This is a genomic window from Pseudomonas sp. fls2-241-R2A-110 (genome assembly GCF_030209165.1).
GTDB lineage: Bacteria > Pseudomonadota > Gammaproteobacteria > Pseudomonadales > Pseudomonadaceae > Aquipseudomonas.
The window spans coordinates 86,464-107,233 of sequence record NZ_JARVSN010000029.1 but is presented as its reverse complement, the minus strand read 5'-3'; the positions used below and the strand labels follow the sequence as shown (position 1 = coordinate 107,233).

Genomic DNA, 20,770 nt, shown 5'->3' with positions numbered 1-20,770 from the left:
GGACGTCCTTGAGGCTTCATCAGGTTCGCCGGCCCCAACCTTGGTCAGGTGGTTTGCCGGACGGACGATTCAGTGGCTGAGGCAAGCGAGGGGCGTGGGCGGCGGCGCGCCGATTTCGTCATCGCTAAGATGGCAGCCGGGGTCCTGGCCCCACAGATCTCCCTCGGCCCAGGCGCGGGTGCGGGTATTTCCGTTGCAGATGGGCAACCAGCGGCAGTGAGCGCAACGGCCACCGACCGCGCGGGGATGCTCACGCAATCGCAGCAGCAGAGCATCCGGCTGGTCCAGCCACAGCGCGCGGAACGGCGTGTGCCGCACATTACCCACCGAGTGCTGCCACCAATAGGTGTCCGGGTGCACTTCGCCGGTGTTGTCGATATTGGCGATACCACTGCCCGAAGCGTTGCCGCCCCAGGCGCGTAGCATGTTTTCCAGGCGCGGGTAATGCTCCGGCAGACGCTGTGCGGCCCATTGCAGCAGCAGAATCGCGTCGGCATCGTTGTTGCCACTGACAAAGTCACTGTCGCGGCCCAGTTGGATGTCGTCCCAGGCTCGCTCGAAGATCAGCGTCATCGCGTCCCGACTCATCTGCTTTTGCGCGTCGAGTTGACGACTGCGTTTGCCGCGACCGCTGTAATTGAGGTGCGACAGATAAAACTTCTGCACGTCGTACTCGCGCATCAGCGCCAGCAGTTGGGGCAATTGCGGGTGGTTCTCCCTGGTCAGGGTGGTGCGCAGGCCGACGCGAATCCCTTGTTCGCGACAGAGCCGGATCGCCTGTATGGAACGGGCAAAACTGCCCTTGAGTTGGCGAAAGGCGTCATGGGTGGCTTCCAGGCCATCGATGCTGATGCCGACGTAGTCGAAGTTCGCCGAGCTGATCTGCCCGATGTTGTGCTCGTCGATCAGCGTGCCGTTGGTGGACAAGGCTACAAAGAAGCCCTTGGCCCGGGCGTAGGCGCTGAGCACAAACAGATCCTCGCGCAGCAGCGGTTCGCCGCCGGAAAGAATCAGGACCTTGACGCCGGCCTCGTGCAGGTCGTCGATCACTGTTAGCGCGGCGGCCGTGTCCAGTTCGTCACGAAAGACACTGTTGGCGGACGTGGCGTAGCAGTGTTTGCAGGTCAGGTTGCAGCGCCGGAGCAAGTTCCAGATCACCACCGGCGGCCGATGTATGCCCGGTGGACTGGTTCTGGGGGCAGGCGCCTGGCCGGCAAGCGCACGCAGGTATTGGCTGATCCTCAACATGCAACTCTCCTTGAGTCGGGACGTATTCAGTTCGAAGCGGTGGGCAGACGCAAGCCGGTTTTCTTCAGGATGCGGCTGCTCACCAGCATCTCTTCGGCGGCACACGCGTCGCCCAGCAGATAGCGCAGGTGCTCGCGGTAACTGTCAATTTCATCGCCGCTGCGGCCGTGGACCATGGCGAACAGGTTGTAGCGCCAGCCGGTTCGGCGCGGGCGGCGGTAGCAGTGGCTGACGAAGGGTTGCGCGCCGATCAGTGCACCGAGGCGCGGCATGTCCACATCTCGCACATCCCAGACCGTCATGCCGTTGTGACGGTAGCCCAGTCGATAGTGGTTGGGCACCGCGGCGATCCGCCGGATCGCGCCTTCAGCCTGCAAGCGCTTGAGCAGGTCCAGTGTGGATTCGATGCTCAATCCCAGTTGTTCGGCAAGCCAGGCCCAAGGGTCGTCCAGCAACGGCAGGCCGGCCTGGGTCAACACGATCAGACGCTGTGCAAGGGTGTCTTCAGACCGGGAAATACAGACCGACATGGTAGGTCTCCTCTTTGGGCAGGTTGAGCAACGGCAGGGCGGTCAGGGTTTCGATGTGCTGCAGGGTTTCGGCGATCGCTTGTTCAGTGGCGCAACCGAGGACGAACCACATGTTCCAGGCGTGTTCGCGTCGGTAGTTGTGCGCCACTTGCGGCAGGGCTTGCAGTTGCTCGGCGACCTCGTCGAAACGCTCTTCCGGCACCGCCAGTGCGGCGAGAGTGAAGGCGCCGCCCAGTCGTTCGATGTCGAACATCGGGCCGAAGCGCGTGAGCACCCCGTCATCGAGCAGGACATGGAGGCGGTCGAGCAGTTCGGTGGCGCTGCTGTCCAGTTCGGCCGCCAGCACTTGCCATGGGTGGCGCACCAGCGGCAGGCCCAATTGCAACCGATTGATCAGTCGACGGTCGAGGTCATCCATGGTTAGGCGCTCCTGTTCGCGAGGGCGCAAAACGTCCGCCGCACTGCTTGAACACTTGGGTGCTGAACAACAGCTGATGGGGCAGGTCGCTGAGTAGATGTTCTTCCAGCAATGCCTGGATCTGCGCCTGGACCTGATCACGTTGACGCCCATGCACCATGCAAAACAGGTTGTACCGCCATTGCGGCAAGCGCCGGGGCCGTTGATAGCAGAGGTTGATGCCCGGCGCTCGCCCCAGCCGCTGGCCGACTTCGTCGATCAGCGCGTCCGGAACGTCCAGGACCAGCATGGCGTTGGCGGTAAAGCCCAGCGCGCGGTGGTGCAGCACCAGACCGATGCGGCGAAACAGCCCTTGTTCGCTCCACTGATGCATTTGTTCCAGCACTTGGTGTTCGTCAGCATTTATCCGTTCTGCGAGGGCCTGATAAGGACGCGATACCAACGGCAATCCACCTTCAAGGTGTCGGCGCAGCGCCAGCGCCTGTTTGGGGCTCAATCCCGGGTTCATCAGTTTTCTCCCAGGGCAAAGCCCAGGTCGATGCGGTAGGCGGTCAACATCGGCAGGTCCAGCGGCATGAGGCCGGTGTCGTTCTCTAGTTCTTCGAGCACGCGGTCGATGTGCTGACGATTGGGGCCGGTCAGCACAAACCACAGGTTGTAGAAATGCTCCCGCGCGTAGTTGTGATTGACCTCGGGATATTGGCTGACGCGTTCGGCGACTTGTTGCAGGCGTTCGGCGGGCACGGCAAAGGCGGCGAGGGTGCTGGCCCCGGCGCGGCTGTGTTCGAACACCGGGCCGATCCGTGAGAGGGTGCCGGCCCGGTCCATTTCCTCCAGGCAAGCCATAACTTGCGATTCTCGACAACCGAGAATCTTGGCCATCTCCTTGTACGGCGCCGGGCACAGCGGCATGCCGTGCTGGAAGCGGTCGATCAGTTGACGGCTGAGCAGTTCAAGGTTCAATTCAATACCCCATTTTCTGCGCGCGACTGCTGAAGAAGATGCCGCTTGGCGCGGCGGCCGGCAGACTGCTGAGCAGCTTCAGGCTGTACGGATCCCACACCTGAACCTGGTCGCCGTCGCGTAATGACAGCCACAGTTGGTCGCCACGTGCGGTGAATTCCATGTGCAGGATCGCCGGCCCCGGCTTCAGGTCGGCGACCACGGCGTGGGTTTCGGTGTCGATGACTTGCACGCGGTCGTTGTCCGGGTAGGCGAAATTCACCCACAGCTGCCGACCGTCCGGGCGCGAGGTGACGAATACCGGTTGACCGGCCACCGGAATCGCAGCGGTCTGCTGCCAGGTGCGTGAATCCATCACCAACACTTGATGACGGCCGACGGCGGGCACGAACGCCTGGTTGTCGGCAACGGCCCAGCCCTCCAGGTGCGGCATCTTGTAGACCGGCAGTTTCGCCTGGCCGCGACCGTAATCACCGAGCACCCGTTGCACACCGCGCTCTGGATGCCAGAGGTCGAGTTGCGCCATGCCGTCTTCACCGAACAGGCCGGCCATGTAGTAGCGCCCATCGGGAGTTATCAGGGCGTCGTAGGGTTGCTCACCGATGCCGGTGAAACGGCTGATTCGTGGGGTGCTGCCCTGACTGAAATCGGCGGTCCAGATCTCGCCGGTATCGAACAGGCTGAAGACAAAACGTTGCCCCGGCGCGTCGACCAGCCCGACCACCCGCGAGCGTTTGCTGCCGTCGGCCAGAGGCGTGGCAGGAATATCGGCCACCAGTTGCAGGGTGTCGGCATCGAACACCTTGACCCCGCCGGGCACGTAGTTGGACACGGCGATCAGCTTGCCGTCCTGGCTGATGGCGCCGCCGATACTGTTGCCACCCTGGATGACCCGATGATCAATGCGCCGGGTCAGTAAATCAATTTTGCTCAAGCCGCCGTCACGCCCGAACACATAGGCATAGCGCTGGTCCCGTGAAAACACCATTGAAGCATGGGACAGGTCGCCGAGACCCTCGAGCCGCGCCAGCGCGGTGCGGGTATCGCTTTCGATGATTTGTACGCTGCCGGTGGCGCGCTCCACGACCACGCCCAGGTCACCAGTGCCACGCAACGGTGGCTGAACGCAAGCGGACAACAACAGCCCGGCTGCAGCGCAGAACAGGATTGAACGGATCATGGTGCGGGATATCCCTGGAGAAGAAGATCGACCAGCCAGCGGATGTCGCCGGGGCTGAGCAATGGCGCCCAACCGGGCATCGCGGTGCCGGGCCGGCCTTGAGCGACGGTGGCAATCAGGCTGTCCCTGGACTGGCCGGCCAGCGCTGCGCGGGTCAGTTCGGGACCCAGCCCGCCCGTCAGGTGCAGCCCATGGCAGGCGCCGCAGTCCTGGGTCAGCAGGTGTTCGAGTTGCGCCTGACGCTGGGCGTCGGGCGCCGCAACCGCGGTGGCGCAAATGAGTAGGAGGGCCGCCAGCATCACTGCGTGTCGATAAACCATCATGGCGCCCTCCAGGCGGTTATTTGAGGGTCAGTACCCAGGTTGCGAGAATTTTTGCTTCTTCTTCAGTGACCGGGTTTGCCGGCATGGGCATCGGGCCCCAATTGCCTTGTGTACCGTTCTTGATGTGGCCCGCGAGGGTGTCCACGGCCCCCGATACGCCAGCGTTCTTGGCCGCTACATCCTTGAGCGCCGGGCCGACAATTTTGGTGTCGATGGAGTGACAGGCTGCGCAGGGTTTGCTCTTGAACAACTCCAGCGCGTCTTGGGCCATGGCCGGCTGCACACTCAGCGCAGCGGTCAGGGCGAACAGTGAAAACAGAGTGTTTTTCATGGTGTTTCCTTGCATTGATGGAGCTCAATAGATGTCGTGTTGGGTGTTGTAGACGTTGAACTTCCCGGTGGGTGTGATCAGTCGTTTGTCCTTGATGACGGATTTGAGCTTCAGTGTTTTGTCGTCGATCACCACCAACGCCGACTCATCTGCCTGGCCGCTCCACACGGAGAACCAGACTTCATCGCCGGCCTTGTTGTATTCCGGTTGCACAACGCGCATGGCGCCTTGCTTGATGCCCGCGTATTCAGCGATGGGCAGCACGGTGTAGCCGGCGTCAAGTTTGTCGATGTCGAACACCGCCACCGATTGGCTGAGCTTGGCGTCCGGGTTGAGGGTGGTGTCGACGTACAGGTGACGAGAGTTGGGGTGGGTTTTGATAAACAGCGATCCGCCACCCTGGCCCTTCAGCGAGGCGACCTGCTTCCAGGCGTATTGCGGGTGTTTGGTCGGGTCGGTGCCGATCAGCGAGATGCCGTCATCACCCAGATGGCTGGTGGCCCAGACCGGGCCGTAGGTCGGGTGGTTGAAGTTGGCGCCGCGACCCGGGTGAGGGGTTTTGCCGACGTCCACCAGCGCGGTCAACTTGCGCTCCTTGGAGTCGATCACGGCGACCTTATTGGAGTTGTTGGCGGCGGTCATGAAGTAGCGGTGCGTGCTGTCCCAACCACCGTCATGCAGGAAGGGTGCAGCATCGATGTAGGTGACGGTGAGGTTTTTGATGTCCTGGTAATTGACCAGCATCACCTTGCCGGTTTCCTTGACGTTGACGATGAACTCCGGCCATTCGTGGGAGGCGATGATCGCCGCGACCCGAGGCTCCGGGTGATATTCCTGTTTGTCGACGGTCATGCCTCGGGTCGAAACGATCTGCTTGGGCTCAAGGGTTTCGCCATCCATGATGGTGAATTGCGGCGGCCAATAAGAACCGGCGATGGTGTATTTGTCTTCGTAGCCTTTGAACTTGGAGGTCTCGACCGAGCGCGCCTCGATGCCCACTTTGACTTCGGCGACCTTGGTCGGCTCCACGGGCCAAAGGTCGATCATGTCGATCCGGGCGTCCCGGCCAATCACCAACAGGTAGCGACCGGAAGCAGAAATGCGCGAGATGTGCACCGCGTAACCGGTCTCGATCAGCTTGACGATCTTCTTGCTGTCACCGTCGATCAGGGCGATCTTGCCGTCATCGCGCAACGTCACTGAAAACAGGTTCGGCAGGTTGAGTTTGCTCAACTGCTTCTTCGGACGGTCCTCGGGTTTGACCAGCACTTTCCAGGTTTTCAACGTCTCGGCCATGCCCCATTCCGGTGGCGTCGGCGGCGTGTGCTGAATGAACTTGGCCATGACCGTGATCTGATCCTTGGTCAGCGCATTGGACGTTCCCCAGTTCGGCATGCCCGCCGGAGACCCGTAGGTAATCAAGGCCTCCAGGTACGGTTGCCCGCGGCTCTGGGTAATGTCCGGCGTCAGCGGTTTGCCCGTGGCCCCTTTGCGCAAAACGCCGTGGCAGCCTGCGCAGCGCTGGAAGTAGATTTCCTTGGATGAGTCGAACTCGGTCTGGCTCATGTCGGGAGCGCCGGCGGTTTTGACCATGGGCGGGTTGGTCGCGGCGGCGGGTTCGTCAGCGCTGGCGGCATGACTCACTGCCAGAGCCAGTGACGAACACAATGTGGCGAGGGTCAGGGCAAACGTTTTTCTATTGCTGATCAGCATTCCATTTCTCCTCAGGCAAGACCTTTGCGATGTGCTGAAACGGCAGCGCAGAACGCAGGTTCTTAGTGCCGTGCAAGGCTATGCCCGAGCAGGCCAATGTTCGCTTGACGACGATCAAGTTTGCCGGCCATCTCACTTGCCAGGTTGTCGCAGGGGACCGTAGCGTGTTCCTTGAATCCGCTTTTGGAACAGGCAGCCCATGGACCGTATCCAGTCTTGCGATCACCCGATCGAACCCTTCTACCAACCGCTCAATAATGAGGAGGCGCTGTTCGAACAAGCCTGGCGTCATGGCATGCCGGTGCTGATCAAGGGCCCGACGGGCTGCGGCAAAACCCGCTTCGTCCAGCACATGGCCCATCGGCTGAAACTGCCGCTGTACACCGTGGCTTGCCATGACGACCTGAGCGCGGCCGACCTGATCGGCCGCCATCTGATTGGTGCCCAGGGCACCTGGTGGCAGGACGGACCGCTGACCCGCGCGGTGCGCGAAGGTGGCATCTGTTACCTCGACGAAGTGGTCGAGGCGCGTCAGGACACCGTGGTCGTACTGCATCCCCTGGCTGACGATCGCCGCGAGCTGTTTCTGGAGCGCACCGGCGAAGTGCTGAAGGCGCCGCCGTCATTCATGCTCGTGGTCTCCTACAACCCCGGTTACCAGAACCTGCTAAAAGGCATGAAACCCAGCACCCGCCAACGTTTCGTGGCGATGCGTTTCGGCTATCCCCCGGTGGCCGACGAGGAACGCATCGTCGCCCGGGAGGCGCAGGTGGACAACGCGCTGGCGGCGCAAGTGGTGCGATTGGGCCAGGCGCTACGCCGGCTCGATCAACATGACCTGGAAGAGGTCGCCTCAACGCGGCTGCTGATTTTTACCGCGCGCATGATCCGCTCCGGCATGAACCCGCGTGAGGCGTGCATGGCCTGCCTGGCCGAGCCGCTGAGCGATGATCCGCTGACCGTTGCCGCGCTGATGGACGTGGTTGATGTCCACTTTGGCTGAGTCCGCGGGCGTCTCTCGCCGTCAATTGCCGGGCGATCTGGCGATGTGGTTTTTCATTCTGGCCGAGCTGTCGGTGTTCGCCATCCTGATCCTGGCGTTCGCCGTGACCCAGGCACTCAAGCCGCAGATGTTCAGCGAAAGCCGTTTGTTGCTGAACACCTCAACCGGGTTGGCGATGACCCTGAGCTTGCTCACCGCAGGCCTGTTCGCCGCGCTGGCGCAAGAGCACGTCAGGCACTCACGGCCGCGCCACGGTGCGGTCTTCCTGCTGATGGCGTTGCTCGTCGCCAGTGTCTACGTGGTGCTGAAACTCAAGGAATACCGGCACTTGCTCGCCTCGGGGCTGGGCATGGAGCACAACACCTTTTTCACCCTCTACTGGATCCTCACCGGCTTTCATTTTCTCCACGTACTGCTCGGCATGGTCATTCTCGGGTGGCTCGCGGAGCGCTGCCGCCGTGGCCTGTACGACGCCAGCAAACGCAGCGGGTTTGAATCCGGCGTGCTCTATTGGCACATGGTCGATCTGATCTGGATCATGCTGTTTCCGCTGGTCTACGTGCTGAGTTGACGAGGTTCTCATGTCTATTTCCAGGGTATTGCTGGTCTGTTGGGCGGCGCTTGCCACGTTAAGTGTGTGCACGGTGGCGTTGGCCCACGTTGGCGCGACATCGCTGTTGACGTTGGCCATCTTGCTGGTGGCGGTGGGCAAGGCGTGGCTGATCACCGACGGCTTCATGGAGATGCGCCACGCGCCGCGACTGTGGCGCCGGTTGATGTTGAGCTGGGCGCTGGTGTTGGCGACGGTGATCGGGATGACACTGCTGTCGTTCCGCTGAAGGAATACACATGTGGGAGCGACCAAGCCCGCTCCCACATTCGATCTGCGTTGTGGACAATACCCGACCAAAACCATCTGGCTTTCTTGATCGCCATCAAGCAGGTTTCAACCCTTCGCTTCCTATCATGGACGGGCCAAGCAAAGAGGAAGCGACCATGTCAGAGACCTTCACCAAAGGCATGGCCAGGAATATCTACTTCGGGGGAAGCATCTTCTTCTTCCTGATATTCCTGGCCTTGACCTATCACACGGAACAGACCTTTCCGGCCCGCAGCAATGAAGCGCAGCTCACCGAATCAGTGGTGCGCGGCAAGTTGGTCTGGGAGCAAAACAATTGCATCGGCTGCCACACGCTGCTGGGCGAGGGCGCCTACTTCGCGCCTGAACTGGGCAACGTGTTCCAGCGTCGCGGCGGGGAGGCGGGGTTCAAACCCTTCCTGCATGCCTGGATGAAAATGCAGCCGCTGGGCGTACCGGGCCGGCGCGCGATGCCACAGTTCAAATTGAGTGACCAGGAGGTGGATGACATCGCCGAGTTCCTCAAATGGAGCTCGAACATCAACACCAATGGCTGGCCGCCAAACAAGGAGGGCTAAGCGATGAGCATTGCTAATCCGCATCTGAAATTCGCCTCGCAAGCCGTGGCCAAACCGTACTTCGTGTTTGCTCTGATCCTGTTTCTCGGTCAGGTGCTGTTCGGTTTGATCATGGGCCTGCAATACGTGATAGGGGACTTTCTGTTCCCGATCATTCCCTTCAACGTGGCGCGGATGGTGCACACCAACCTGCTGATCGTCTGGCTGCTGTTCGGGTTCATGGGTGCTGCCTATTACCTGATTCCAGAAGAAGCCGACCGCGAACTGCACAGTCCGAAACTGGCAATCATCCTGTTCTGGGTCTTTGCCGCCGCGGGTGTGTTGACGATCCTCGGCTATCTGCTGGTGCCGTATGCCGGCCTGGCCAGGCTGACCCACAACGAACTGCTGCCGACCATGGGCCGGGAGTTTCTGGAACAACCGACCATCACCAAGATGGGCATTGTGGTGGTGTGCCTGGGCTTCCTCTACAACATCGGCATGACCCTGCTCAAAGGTCGCAAGACCACCGTCAGCATGGTGATGATGACCGGGTTGATCGGGCTCGCGGTGTTCTTCCTGTTCTCCTTCTACAACCCAGGCAACCTGGCCCGTGACAAGTTCTACTGGTGGTGGGTGGTGCATCTTTGGGTGGAAGGCGTGTGGGAACTGATCATGGGTTCGATGCTCGCGTTCGTGCTGATCAAGATCACCGGTGTAGACCGGGAAGTCGTGGAGAAATGGCTCTATGTGATCATCGCCATGGCGCTGATTACCGGGATCATCGGCACCGGTCACCACTTTTTCTGGATCGGTGCGCCGGAGGTCTGGTTGTGGGTCGGCTCGATTTTCTCTGCACTCGAACCGCTGCCTTTCCTGGCCATGGTGATCTTCGCCTTCAGCATGGTTAAGAAGCGTCGCCGGCAACACCCGAACCGTGCCGCCACCCTGTGGGCCAAGGGAACCGTCGTCACAGCGTTCTTCGGCGCTGGTGTTTGGGGCTTCTTGCATACCCTGGCTCCGGTCAACTTCTACACCCACGGTTCGCAACTGACAGCGGCGCACGGCCACCTGGCTTTCTACGGTGCCTACGCGATGATCGTGATGACCTTGATCAGCTACGCCATGCCACGACTGCGCGGCTTGGGTGAAGCAGGCGATGAGCGCTCACAGACCCTCGAAATCCGGGGCTTCTGGTTGATGACCCTGTCGATGGTGATGATCACGCTGTTCCTCACCGCAGCCGGAGTTGTTCAGGTTTACCTTCAACGCTGGCAAGTCGATGGTGTCGCGTTGCCATTCATGGCCACTGTCGAACATCTGCAGGTGCTGTTCTGGGCCCGTTTCGGCGCCGGTCTGGGTTTCCTTGCGGGACTGCTCTGTTACCTGTTCAGCTTCAAGCAACGTGGCCGCGCAGCGTTGCGCGCCCCGGCTGCGGTGGTTCCTTCATGAGCCGGTGTAACGGCTAGAAAAGGTCGGCCCGGCTGATACAGCGGGCCGTTTTTGTGGTTTACAGAAAAGGGCAACTGTCATGGCCTTTACCATCGAGCTGGAAGAATGGGTAGGCAGTGTCTGGCACCGCTTCATCACCCGACGTGCCAGCCCGGATTTCCCCGAGGCGCGCGTCGAACTGACCAGCCAGCAACGCCCGCTGGCGCTGTTGTTCCGCGCCATGGGCGGCGCCAACGGTGTTGGTGTGGAAGCCGCCAGCGACCGCGATCTGCTGTTGCGCCGCAACGTGTTGCAACAGATCGCCGGCACCTGCAAGCAAGTGCCCCTGGCGTGGTGTGATGCAAGCAACCTTCGTCTGCCGTCGAACCTCGCGGTGTTTCCTGAAGTCGCACTGAACGAGGAACTCTATCGTTGGCTCGCATTGCTCGCGGCGCAGGCCGGTCAGATGCGGCACTGGGGACGGGACAATCAACGCTGGACGCAACTGCTGTTGCGGCGTTATCCCGCGTTGCGTGCCCGGTACAAACGCCTGGTCGATGCTCACCTGCAATTGCGTCCGGATCCGGCCACATTGAGTCGTGGCGAAGCGGCCCTGGAACGGGCGTTATGCCAGGCGTTGCGCGAGCCCGGGAGTGTCGAACATTTCCCCCGCAGCGAACGGGCCGCATGGCCGCTGCCGCTGTGGTTGTACCCGCCGCAAAACCTCGCCAACCCGCAGGCAGCTGACTTGGGTGATGAGTCGGAAGAATCGCTGACGACCCCGCCCGGCGAACAGAAAGGCGGAAGCAAACGCGCCAAGCGGATCGATGAAGGCAACCGCGATGGTGGGTTGTTAATCGTGCGTCTGGAGAACCTGTTCAGTTGGACCGAACACGTGGACCTGGATCGCTGGTCGGACGATAGCGAAGATCCGGACGCCGCCAGAGTCGCCGAAGACCTGGACGAACTGAGCCTGTCGCGCACCCGTCTGCGCAAGGGCGGCGGCCTCAAGTTGCACCTGGATTTGCCGCCGGCTGATGTCGACGATATTCCCCTGGGCGAGGGCATCAAGTTGCCGGAGTGGGACTATCGCAAAAAACAAATGCAGGACAGTTTCGTCAATCTACAAATGATGGTGCCCCGCGACTGTGAGGCGCAACCATTGCCGCCACGGCTGAAAAACTCGGCGCACCGCCTGCGGCGTCAGTTCGAACACCTGCGCAACGATCGCCAATGGTTACGCCAGCAGCCTCAAGGGTCTGAACTGGACATGCAGGCCTGGCTGGATTTTCACGTTGAACGCGAGCATGGCCAGTGCGCCGAGCGCGGTCTGTTCATGGAACAACGCCAGACCCGCCGCGACCTGGCGTGCTTGTTGCTGGCCGATGTGTCGATGTCCACCGATGCGCACCTGAACGATGAACACCGGGTCATTGATGTCATCCGCGACAGTCTGCTGCTGTTCGGCGAAACCTTGTCGGTGCTGGGTGATGACTTCGCCCTGTACGGGTTTTCCTCACTGCGTCGTCAGCAAGTGCGCATGCAGGAACTCAAGTCGTTCACCCAGCGTTATGACGACAACACCCGAGGCCGCATTCAGGGGCTGAAGCCGGGTTACTACACCCGCATGGGCGCCGCCATCCGCCAGGCCACCCAACTGCTGGGCAAGAGCAAGCGCCGCAGCAAACTGTTGCTGCTGCTCACCGATGGCAAGCCGAATGATCTGGACTTGTATGAGGGGCGTTACGGTGTTGAAGACACCCGCGAAGCGGTGCTGGAGGCGCGGCGCCAGGGGCTGACACCGTTTTGCATCACGATTGATCGCGAGGCCGGGGATTACCTGCCTTACATGTTCGGCGCCAATGGCTACACCTTGATCCGCCAGCCCGAGCAATTACCCCTGCGCTTGCCGCAGTTGTATCGTCAGTTGACCCAACCTTGAAGGGGGAGCACGCAGCATCAACTGATGCTGCGTGGCAGCCAGAAAAACATCGTCACGCAGAAGATCGTCAGGCCGATGCAGAACCACATGAACCGACGCAGCCGACGTTGCGCAGCGCGTGCGGCCAATGCCGGCAGGGGCATGCCGCACTGGCGGCACTCGGTTTCTTGTGCGGGGTTGGTGCGTTGGCAATACAAACAGACGGGCATGGCACTCACTCGAACTGTTCCAGGCGCAGGCGATCGAGAATGGCTATCTGGCGGCCGTCCTGGGTGATGATGTTTTCATCGATCAGGCGACGGATGATCCGCGAAAAGGTTTCCGGCTGGATCGACAGATGCCCGGCAATCAGTTGCTTGGCCATTGGCAGTTCGAATTGGCTGTCAACGGTTTGCTGGCGCACCAGTTGTGTCAGCAGATAACGCACGACCCTGTGGGTGGCGTTTTTCAGTGACAGGGTTTCGATTTCGTTGACCCGTTGATGCAAACGAACGCACAGCTTGCCGAGCAGCGCAAAGGTCAGGCGGCTGTTGCTTTGCAGCAGGCGCATGTAGGTGTTGTTGGACAACCGATAGAGCTGAGTGGGACAGATCGCTTCGGCCGAGGCCACATAGTTTGGGGTGTCCATCAGCATCATCGCTTCGGCGAAGGTTTGCCGGTCACCAATCACCTCAAACACTTTCTCCTGCCCGTCGGGCGTCAGGCGATAGATTTTCACCGCGCCGGCAATCACGAAATAGAACGAGTCTGCCGGCTCGCCCTGGCGAAACAACGGTTCACCTTTGTCGATGCTCAGCAAATGGCTGGTACTCATCAACTCATCCAGCTGTTCTTCGTTCAACGGCTCGAATAAGTGATGACTGCGCAGAATCTGGTGATGGACGCGATGAAGCACCATAAGAATTCATCCTGAAGTTTGAGAAGGGGATGACGATCTAGTCAAACGAGGCCCAGCGAGACACCGCTGGCCAACGCCAGCACCGAGGTCAACACGACAAACCAGGCCAATGGCTGGATGACTTTTTTCATGACGACTCCTGGGGATCGAGAAGGATCAAGGTTTCCTTAATTCCTGAACCATTGAGCAAGACGCGGGCCATGCCCGGAGGCCTTTGTTTACTGGGTTTGTCAGATGGGAGGGTAAAAACGACCACGAGGTTTAGGGTTTAAACAACCCTAAAACGGTCATTTGTACCCTAAGTCAAACGCCCTTGTGGGAGCGAGCCTGCTCGCGATAGCGGCGGGCCAGCCGACATGGATGCTGAATGTACCGCTGTCATCGCGAGCAGGCTCGCTCCCACAAGGGCAAAGGTCTTCGCCACAGGAATACGGGAAAGCTGCAGGGCACGCCCTTTGCACACTTGATCTGCGACAAAGGCAATCAATCGTCAATACCCGATGATTGCCCCCGGACTTGCCTAGACGCCTGTGGGTTGGCGTCAGGTCAGCAGCAAGGTAAAGGAGTGGCTTTATGCAAGTGCTCGACCGCCGTAAAGCGATGGCTATCGCGCCGCTATTACGTTTGGCCTTTCGGCCATTTTTCCTCGCTGGCTGCCTGCTGGCGGTGCTGGTCATTCCGCTATGGCTGGCGGCCTTCAGTGGTGTGTTTTCCGACTGGCAGCCGGCCGGTGGCTGGCTGGGCTGGCATCGACACGAATTGCTGTTCGGATTCGGCCTGGCGATCATCGCGGGCTTTCTGCTGACGGCGGTGCAGACCTGGACCGGTCGCCCCGGCATCAGCGGGCACCCGCTGGCCGTGCTGGCGTTGCTGTGGTTGTTGGCGCGCGTGGCCTGGCTGGTCAATGCACCGTTGCCGGTGTTGGGGGTGCTGGAACTGGCGTTCCCGCTGGCGCTGGCCGCGCTCATGGGTTTCACCTTGTGGAAGGTGCGGCAGAAACGTAACTACCCGATTGTGGTGGTGCTGGTGTTGTTAGCGGCGGCCGACGGCTTGTCCCTGTTCGGCCTGGTCGCAGGTCATGAAGGCTGGCAGCGTCAAGGCGTGTTGACCGGTCTCTGGCTGGTGGCGGCGATGATGGGTTTGATCGGCGGCCGCGTCATTCCGTTTTTCATCCAGCGCGGCCTCGGCAAGGTCGATGGTGTGACTCCCTGGCCGTGGCTGGATTGGCTGCTGTTGATTGGCTCACCGCTGGTGGCGTTGTTGTATGCCGCGGGACCTGCACTCGACCCCAATCTCTGGGTGGGCCTGTTGTTCGCCGGGTTGGCCGCTGGGCATCTGGTACGCCTGGTTCGCTGGCATGATCGTGCCCTGTGGCGCGTGCCGTTGCTGTGGTCGTTGTACCTGGCTTATGCCTGGTTGGCGGTGGCCTGTCTAGGCATGGCGCTGTGGCATTTCGGTGTGCCGATTAACCCGAGTCTGGCGGTGCATTGCCTGACGATAGGCGCAATAGGCGGCCTGGTGCTGGCGATGATTGCGCGGGTCAGCCTGGGCCACACCGGCCGTGCGCTGGAACCGCCGTCGGGCATGACGCTGGCGTTCATTTTGCTCAACCTGGCCTGTTTGAGCCGGGTCGTGTTGATCCTGTTTTTCCCCTTGCCGGCGTTGTGGCTGGCCGGCCTGTGTTGGACGCTGGCGTTTGCACTGTATGCCTGGCGTTATGGGCCGATGCTGTTGCGGTCCAGGGTGGACGGTCATCCGGGCTAACCACGTGAACTGATGGAGGCTGCCAGTGATGTATCCCTTTTTACTGGTCACTCACTTGCTGGCGGCGATTGCCTTCATCGGCACGTTGTTTTTCGAGGTGGTGATCTGGCATAACGCCCGCCAGCAGGTGGCGGTTAGCGCGCAAACGGGCGCCGATCAAGCGATTGCAGTGCGTTCGCGTAAGGTGTTGCATGGCGTGGTGTTGCTGTTGTATGGCGCCGGCATCAGCCTGGCGTGGCAACACCGTGGCGTATTGAGTCAACCGCTGGCGAGCAGTTTTGGCACGTTGCTGAGCCTGAAGATATTGCTGGCCTTGAGCATCATCGGCCATTACTTCCTGCTGGCGTACTGGCTGAAAAGCGCACGCCTTACCACGACCCGCGCCACTTGGATTCGCCGCAGCATCCTCGGGCACATGGTCTTGATCGTGATCCTGGCCAAGGCCATGTTCTATTGGCACGGTTGATCGCCCGACATCCCTGACAGACAAACCCGCGTCAACCGATGGGTTGGCGCGGGTCGGGTGTGAGCGGCAATCGATCAGTGGCGAGGTTTAAGGGCATTGACGAACAACACGTTGTTTTCCAGATGGATGTGTTGCATCAGGTCATCACGAAACTCCAGCAGCCCGCGATACAGGGCACGCCAGGTGTTGCAGGCGTCGGCCGGCGGAGTGATGTTGTTGGTCAGCGCGAGCAGCCTTTCCAATGCTTCGCCATGTTGATCATGTTCAAAGCGCAGCACCTGGATCGGCGGTGCAGCCTGAGGGCCAATGCCTTGTTGCAGCATCGGGAAGAGCACTTGTTCTTCCTTGAGCATGTGGCCTTCGAGTTCCTGTTGCATGTCGGTCAGCAGATCCGCCAGGCCGTTGGGGCAGCTGCTGCGCGCACCATGGACCTGCTCGACGCGGCGGGCCAGGCGAATCAGTTCCGGCAGTTGTTCGCGGTGGCGAGCGTGGTAGCGCGCCAGAAGGTGGGCGATCAGCAGCTCTGACGGTTCGTTTCGCCAGTCGTGCTGGGTTTCGCCGGTGTCTTGCAGCCGGTGCAGCGCATCGGCAATCGGGACGGGGTCGAGGTCTTTGCCCGCAGCCGCTTCACGCAGGCTTTTATGCCCGCCACAACAGAAGTCGAGTTTGAAGGTGTGAAAAATCCGCGTGGCGCCGGGAATGTCGCAGGCCAGCTGGCCGAGGCTTTGTTCCAATAGAGTCAGGCTCATCAGGGGTTCCTTGTTTTGATTTCAACAGTTCTCCAGGCTCAGTGCATTCGGCATGCCATATATAAACTATTGAAAAATATGGCTTAATTTTTAGTTGTGGTGATAGACACCCGGACGCTTTAGGGTGAATCCAACCATAGAGGGTAATAACTACCATGCTGCGTGAAAGCCTGGCGGCCGACCTGATTGTCGAGTTGCCCAATGCCGTGCGGTTGCAACGATTGGTCCAGACCCTGCGCGAGTACTTCAACAGTGGCGCCGTGGGTTTATTGCGTCTGGATGACGACAGCCTCAGGCCCGTCGCGACGGTCGGGCTGGTGCATGAAGCGTTGGGGCGCCGGTTTGTCATCGCCCAGCATCCGCGGCTGGCGGCGATCATGGCGTCGCGCGAACCCACCTGGTTCGAGCCCGACAGTCGCCTGCCGGATCCCTATGACGGCTTGCTTGACGAACATGCCGGCGAACCGATGCCAGTGCACGACTGCATGGGCGTGAGCCTGTATGTGGAGGGGCGCATCTGGGGCGCGATCACCCTCGATGCGCTGCACGCCGGGACCTTCGACAGCCATGCGCGGGAGGAGCTCAAGCGTTGCACCTTGCAGATCGAAGCCGCCGTACGAGTCACCCGACTGGAACAGGAAAACCGCAGCCTGCGCTTGTCCCGCAGCGATATTCAAGACGTACGCAGGCCCACGGACGAAGGCGAAATCCTCGGGCAAAGTGAAGTGCTGCACCAGTTGCTCAATGAGCTGGATGTACTGGCCGATTCCGAGCTGCCGGTGTTGCTGCTGGGCGAGACCGGCGTCGGCAAAGAGCTGTTCGCTCGGCGTTTGCATCGCTTGTCGCGTCGCAGTCATAAGCCGCTGGTGCAGGTCAACTGCGCCGCTTTGCCGGAATCTCTGGCGGAGAGTGAATTGTTCGGCCATGTCAAAGGTGCGTTTTCCGGCGCCACCAGTGACCGTGCCGGACGTTTCGATGCCGCCAACGGAGGCACGCTGTTTCTCGATGAAGTCGGTGAATTGCCATTGGCGGTGCAGGCGAAACTGCTGCGCACCCTGCAGAACGGCGAGATCCAGCGCCTCGGCGCCGACAAGCCGTTGCACGTCGATGTACGCATCATCGCCGCGACCAACCGGCACCTGCCGGACAGCATCCGCGACGGCTTGTTTCGGGCCGATCTGTATCACCGGCTCTCGGTCTACCCGGTGCCGATTCCGCCGCTGCGCGAACGGGGTAACGATGTGTTGATGCTGGCCGGGCACTTCCTTGAACTGAATCGGGCGCGACTTGGCTTGCGCGGTTTGCGCCTGTCGCCGGCTGCCGAGCGAGCGCTGCTGACTTACAGTTGGCCAGGCAACGTGCGCGAGCTGGAACATGTGATCAGCCGAGCCGCGCTGAAGCAGCTCAGCCGCGGCACGAGTCGCACCCTGATCATGACGCTGGAACCAGAGATTCTGGACCTCGACAGCGCCATGGGCGGGCAGGGCGCGGTCGTCGAAAGTCCTCTGGACGAAACGGTTGAGGCGCCGTTCCAGCCCCTGGGGGAAGCGGTCGACGATTACCAGCGCAAGAAAATTCTCCAGGCCTTGAGCCTGTCCGGGGATAACTGGGCCAGCGCCGCGCGGATCCTGGAAGTCGATCCCAGCAACCTGCACAAACTGGCGCGGCGTCTGCGCCTCAAATAAGGCGGGGCATGCTCAGTGTTGATGGTGGTCAAGGTGATGTTGCGCGGTGTCTCGCACACTGGGTAGAACCTTTTTGGAGATCACCGTCATGCCCCTTTCCCTGGCACAGATGCGCCGCAACTACACCCTTTTTGGCCTGCAAGACGAGGCTGCGCTGGACGACCCGCTGGCCATGTTCCGACAGTGGATGAAACTGGCCCGCGACACCGAGCGCGCGCCTGTCGAAGCCAACAGTATGGTGTTGGCGACCGTCGACAGTGAAGGGCGCCCGCACTGCCGGGTCCTGTTGCTCAAGGGCTTCAGCGATGAAGGCTTCACGTTTTTCGGCAACTATCTGAGTGACAAGGGCCAGCAACTGGCCGCCAACCCGCATGCGGCCATGACTTTTTTCTGGCCGGGACTGGAGCGTCAGGTGCGTATCGAAGGCCAGGTCTCCAGGCTCGCCCCGGCGCTGTCGGATGCGTACTTCGATTCCCGCTCGCAGGACAGTCGTCTGGGCGCCTGGGCTTCACCGCAAAGTCGGTCGCTGGCCAATCGGACCGAGCTTGAATCGCTGTTGATACAAACCACCCAACGGTTTGCCGGCCAGACCGTGCCGCGGCCCGAGCATTGGGGCGGCTACTGCTTGCAGCCTGATCGCCTGGAATTCTGGCAAGGCCGTGCCGACCGCTTGCATGACCGTCTCGATTACCGGTTGCGCGACGGCACTTGGCATCGCAGCCGCCTGGCGCCTTGAAATCCATGATCACACGTATGCAGAACCTGTAGAGGTACCTCCTTTGAGGAATAGGCTCATTGGGAATTCCAGTTCAGGCTTTGTCCCATACCCTCATTTACGGGAAGGCTTGGATATGGCCCATTTGGCGCAACGCACGTTTGAACCCCTGAACATTGCCGTGCTGACCATCAGCGATACGCGCACCTTTGACACCGACACCTCGGGACAGACCCTGACCGATTTGCTGCAAACCACCGGGCACGTACTGATCGATCGAGGTCTGGTCAAGGACGACATTTATCAGATCCGCGCCAAGGTTTCCCACTGGATCGCCGACCCCTCGGTGCAAGTGGTGTTGATGACCGGCGGCACCGGTTTCACCGCACGCGATAACACTCCACAAGCGGTCCTGCCGTTGCTGGATAAACACGTGGAAGGCTTCGGCGAACTGTTCCGTCAGGTGTCCCTGGCGGAAATCGGCATGTCCAGCCTGCAATCCCGGGCATTGGCGGGGATGAGCAACGGCGTGCTGGTGTGCTGCGTACCGGGCTCGCCGGGTGCCTGCCGAACCGCCTGGAACCAGATCCTGCTCGAACAACTGGACAGCCGCACCGGCCCCTGCAATTTCGCCCCGCATTTGAAACCGCAAGGGCCGCGGGCCATCGACTTCTGCGAGCCACGTTCATGACCGGTCGGGTGTGCGACCTTGGCCATCTGATGCCCGTGGACGAGGCCATCAGCCGTTTGATGGAGCTGGCACCGCCGCCGCCTTCGATGCAAAGGGTCAGTCTGGATCAAGCCTTAGGGCGGGTGCTGGCGGCGGATATTCATTCCCCGGTGAACCTGCCGGCCTGGGACAATAGCGCCATGGACGGCTTTGCCCTCAGGGCCGCTGACCTCCCGCCGCAGGGTGGCTATTTGTCGATTGGCGGGCGGATTGCGGCAGGCGATTCGGCACACTCGCCCTTGATCGCGCAGCAGGCGGTGCAGATTTTTACTGGTGCGCCATTGCCTCCGGGTGCCGACACGGTGGTGCCCCAAGAGCGCTGCCGGATCGAGGCCGAGCGCGTCGGGTTCCCTCCTGTGAAGGTTGGCGATCACGTGCGCAAGAAGGGCGAAGAAGTCCGTCGAGGCGATCTGTTGCTCAAGGCCGGCAAGCGCTTGCGTGCACAGGAAGTGGGGTTGCTGGCCGGCGCTGGTATTGCGCGGGTCGAGGTCTATCGGCCGTTGCAGGTGTGCCTGCTCAGCAGCGGCAACGAGCTGCGTGAACCGGGCGATCCGTTGGCGCCCGGACAGATTTACAACAGCAACCGTTACTGCCTCGCAGCGTTATTGAGCGGTTGGGGCGTCGAGGTGCATGACTATGGCGTCATGGCCGATGAGCTGGCGGCGAGCCGGCATGCCTTGAGCCTGGCGTCTTCGGAGTGCGACCTGCTGTTGAGTTCCGGTGGCGTTTCGGTGGGTGAGGAAGACCATCTCAAACAGGCGATCGAAGAACTGGGCAGCCTGGATTTCTGGCGGCTGGCGATTCAGCCGGGAAAACCACTGGCCTTCGGCGAAGTGGCCGGCAAACCCTGGATCGGCATGCCGGGCAATCCTTCGGCGGCGCTGATTACCGCGCTGGTGGTGGTGCGTCCGTTCCTGCTCAGGGCTCAGGGCGTGAGTGACGTGCTGCCGGTGCCATTGGGCGTGCCGGCCGGGTTCGACTGGTTGCAGCGCAACAAGCGCCGGCAGTACCTGAGGGCAAGGCTCACGCCTGATGCCAACGGCCACTTGAGCGTCGAACTGCACCCTCAACAAAGCTCTGCCATGTTGACCGCCGCGTGTTGGGCCGATGGGCTGGCAGTGATCGAGTGCGAACAGCAAGTACGCAAGCACGACAACGTGATGTTCCTGCCCTTTGCCGAACTGATGCATTGAGGGCAATTGATTACCGTCAAGGCTGTGTCTGCCGGTCTCGCTAGACTGGCAGCGCCTTTTTCGATCGCTGCG

Annotated in this window: 24 protein-coding genes; 12 read left to right on the top strand and 12 right to left on the bottom strand. The window is 61.0% G+C overall.

What is annotated here, in order from left to right:
- Positions 1–69: 69 nt before the first annotated feature.
- Genes nirJ through QRN31_RS23905 form a run of 9 tightly spaced genes read right to left on the bottom strand, consistent with a single transcriptional unit; the run spans position 70 to position 6,706 of the window.
- Complete coding sequence (gene nirJ, locus QRN31_RS23945; protein WP_285434943.1) at positions 70–1,248, bottom strand: heme d1 biosynthesis radical SAM protein NirJ; 1,179 nt, start codon at positions 1,246–1,248, stop codon at positions 70–72.
- A 26-nt stretch (positions 1,249–1,274) separates the two neighbouring features.
- Positions 1,275–1,778 (bottom strand): siroheme decarboxylase subunit beta, encoded by a 504-nt coding sequence (gene ahbB, locus QRN31_RS23940; protein WP_285434942.1) that lies wholly within the window; start codon positions 1,776–1,778, stop codon positions 1,275–1,277.
- The gene (locus QRN31_RS23935; RefSeq protein ID WP_285434940.1) at positions 1,753–2,196 is read right to left on the bottom strand and encodes an Lrp/AsnC family transcriptional regulator; all 444 of its coding nucleotides are present in this window, start codon (positions 2,194–2,196) and stop codon (positions 1,753–1,755) included. Before QRN31_RS23935 ends, ahbB (QRN31_RS23940) begins: the two co-directional genes overlap by 26 nt.
- On the bottom strand, positions 2,189–2,704 hold the full coding sequence (gene ahbB / locus QRN31_RS23930; protein WP_285434939.1) for a siroheme decarboxylase subunit beta: 516 nt from the start codon (positions 2,702–2,704) through the stop codon (positions 2,189–2,191). Before ahbB (QRN31_RS23930) ends, QRN31_RS23935 begins: the two co-directional genes overlap by 8 nt.
- A complete protein-coding gene (locus QRN31_RS23925) occupies positions 2,704–3,159 on the bottom strand; it encodes an Lrp/AsnC family transcriptional regulator (RefSeq protein ID WP_285434937.1) in 456 nt (151 codons plus the stop codon). Before QRN31_RS23925 ends, ahbB (QRN31_RS23930) begins: the two co-directional genes overlap by 1 nt.
- Position 3,160: 1 nt before the next feature.
- A complete protein-coding gene (locus tag QRN31_RS23920) occupies positions 3,161–4,339 on the bottom strand; it encodes a cytochrome D1 domain-containing protein (protein ID WP_285434936.1) in 1,179 nt (392 codons plus the stop codon).
- Entirely contained in the window at positions 4,336–4,662 is a 327-nt protein-coding gene (locus QRN31_RS23915; protein WP_285434935.1) for a c-type cytochrome, read from the bottom strand. Before QRN31_RS23915 ends, QRN31_RS23920 begins: the two co-directional genes overlap by 4 nt.
- Positions 4,663–4,678: 16 nt before the next feature.
- Entirely contained in the window at positions 4,679–4,993 is a 315-nt protein-coding gene (locus QRN31_RS23910; protein ID WP_285434934.1) for a c-type cytochrome, read from the bottom strand.
- Between the two features lie 24 nt (positions 4,994–5,017).
- On the bottom strand, positions 5,018–6,706 hold the full coding sequence (locus QRN31_RS23905; RefSeq protein WP_414922215.1) for a cytochrome D1 domain-containing protein: 1,689 nt from the start codon (positions 6,704–6,706) through the stop codon (positions 5,018–5,020).
- A 199-nt stretch (positions 6,707–6,905) separates the two neighbouring features.
- Between QRN31_RS23905 and QRN31_RS23900 the strand changes: the two genes are divergently transcribed.
- The 6 genes from QRN31_RS23900 (at position 6,906) to QRN31_RS23875 (ending at position 12,498) form a co-directional block, all read left to right on the top strand.
- Positions 6,906–7,709 carry a CbbQ/NirQ/NorQ/GpvN family protein gene (locus QRN31_RS23900; RefSeq protein ID WP_285434932.1) on the top strand — a complete coding sequence of 268 codons (804 nt, stop codon included), beginning with the start codon at positions 6,906–6,908 and terminating at the stop codon, positions 7,707–7,709.
- On the top strand, positions 7,693–8,280 hold the full coding sequence (locus QRN31_RS23895) for a cytochrome c oxidase subunit 3 family protein (protein WP_285434931.1): 588 nt from the start codon (positions 7,693–7,695) through the stop codon (positions 8,278–8,280). The genes QRN31_RS23900 and QRN31_RS23895 overlap by 17 nt, the downstream gene beginning before the upstream one ends.
- A gap of 10 nt (positions 8,281–8,290) precedes the next feature.
- Positions 8,291–8,548, top strand: coding sequence for a cytochrome C oxidase subunit IV family protein (locus QRN31_RS23890; protein WP_285434930.1), 258 nt, complete (start codon positions 8,291–8,293; stop codon positions 8,546–8,548).
- A gap of 157 nt (positions 8,549–8,705) precedes the next feature.
- The gene (locus QRN31_RS23885) at positions 8,706–9,146 is read left to right on the top strand and encodes a c-type cytochrome (RefSeq protein WP_010460184.1); all 441 of its coding nucleotides are present in this window, start codon (positions 8,706–8,708) and stop codon (positions 9,144–9,146) included.
- Between the two features lie 3 nt (positions 9,147–9,149).
- On the top strand, positions 9,150–10,577 hold the full coding sequence (locus QRN31_RS23880) for a cbb3-type cytochrome c oxidase subunit I (RefSeq protein WP_285434929.1): 1,428 nt from the start codon (positions 9,150–9,152) through the stop codon (positions 10,575–10,577).
- 79 nt (positions 10,578–10,656) lie between these two features.
- Positions 10,657–12,498: a nitric oxide reductase activation protein NorD gene (locus QRN31_RS23875; RefSeq protein ID WP_285434928.1), complete on the top strand. Its 1,842-nt coding sequence runs from the start codon at positions 10,657–10,659 to the stop codon at positions 12,496–12,498.
- Positions 12,499–12,515: 17 nt separating this feature from the next.
- On the opposite strand, the gene QRN31_RS23870 is transcribed toward QRN31_RS23875, so the two are convergent.
- Both QRN31_RS23870 and QRN31_RS23865 read right to left on the bottom strand, forming a co-directional pair.
- Complete coding sequence (locus QRN31_RS23870; protein ID WP_502942518.1) at positions 12,516–12,707, bottom strand: protein DnrP; 192 nt, start codon at positions 12,705–12,707, stop codon at positions 12,516–12,518.
- Positions 12,708–12,712: 5 nt separating this feature from the next.
- Positions 12,713–13,396 carry a Crp/Fnr family transcriptional regulator gene (locus QRN31_RS23865; protein WP_008156275.1) on the bottom strand — a complete coding sequence of 228 codons (684 nt, stop codon included), beginning with the start codon at positions 13,394–13,396 and terminating at the stop codon, positions 12,713–12,715.
- Between the two features lie 573 nt (positions 13,397–13,969).
- Here QRN31_RS23865 and QRN31_RS23860 point away from each other — a divergent pair.
- Both QRN31_RS23860 and QRN31_RS23855 read left to right on the top strand, forming a co-directional pair.
- Positions 13,970–15,160: an NnrS family protein gene (locus tag QRN31_RS23860; protein ID WP_285434926.1), complete on the top strand. Its 1,191-nt coding sequence runs from the start codon at positions 13,970–13,972 to the stop codon at positions 15,158–15,160.
- 28 nt (positions 15,161–15,188) lie between these two features.
- Positions 15,189–15,626 (top strand): hypothetical protein, encoded by a 438-nt coding sequence (locus QRN31_RS23855; protein ID WP_140678151.1) that lies wholly within the window; start codon positions 15,189–15,191, stop codon positions 15,624–15,626.
- A 74-nt stretch (positions 15,627–15,700) separates the two neighbouring features.
- Here the strand turns inward: QRN31_RS23855 and ytfE are convergent, their stop codons facing one another.
- Positions 15,701–16,375, bottom strand: a complete 675-nt coding sequence (gene ytfE / locus QRN31_RS23850; protein WP_285434925.1) for an iron-sulfur cluster repair protein YtfE — start codon at positions 16,373–16,375, stop codon at positions 15,701–15,703.
- Positions 16,376–16,530: 155 nt separating this feature from the next.
- Here ytfE and norR point away from each other — a divergent pair, with 155 nt between their 5' ends.
- The 4 genes from norR (at position 16,531) to QRN31_RS23830 (ending at position 20,698) form a co-directional block, all read left to right on the top strand.
- Positions 16,531–18,060, top strand: a complete 1,530-nt coding sequence (gene norR / locus QRN31_RS23845) for a nitric oxide reductase transcriptional regulator NorR (RefSeq protein ID WP_285434924.1) — start codon at positions 16,531–16,533, stop codon at positions 18,058–18,060.
- Positions 18,061–18,148: 88 nt separating this feature from the next.
- Entirely contained in the window at positions 18,149–18,796 is a 648-nt protein-coding gene (gene pdxH / locus QRN31_RS23840) for a pyridoxamine 5'-phosphate oxidase (protein ID WP_285434923.1), read from the top strand.
- Positions 18,797–18,911: 115 nt separating this feature from the next.
- Positions 18,912–19,466 (top strand): molybdenum cofactor biosynthesis protein B, encoded by a 555-nt coding sequence (moaB, locus tag QRN31_RS23835; RefSeq protein ID WP_285434922.1) that lies wholly within the window; start codon positions 18,912–18,914, stop codon positions 19,464–19,466.
- Positions 19,463–20,698, top strand: a complete 1,236-nt coding sequence (locus tag QRN31_RS23830) for a molybdopterin molybdotransferase MoeA (protein ID WP_285434921.1) — start codon at positions 19,463–19,465, stop codon at positions 20,696–20,698. Before moaB ends, QRN31_RS23830 begins: the two co-directional genes overlap by 4 nt.
- Positions 20,699–20,770 lie beyond the last annotated feature (72 nt).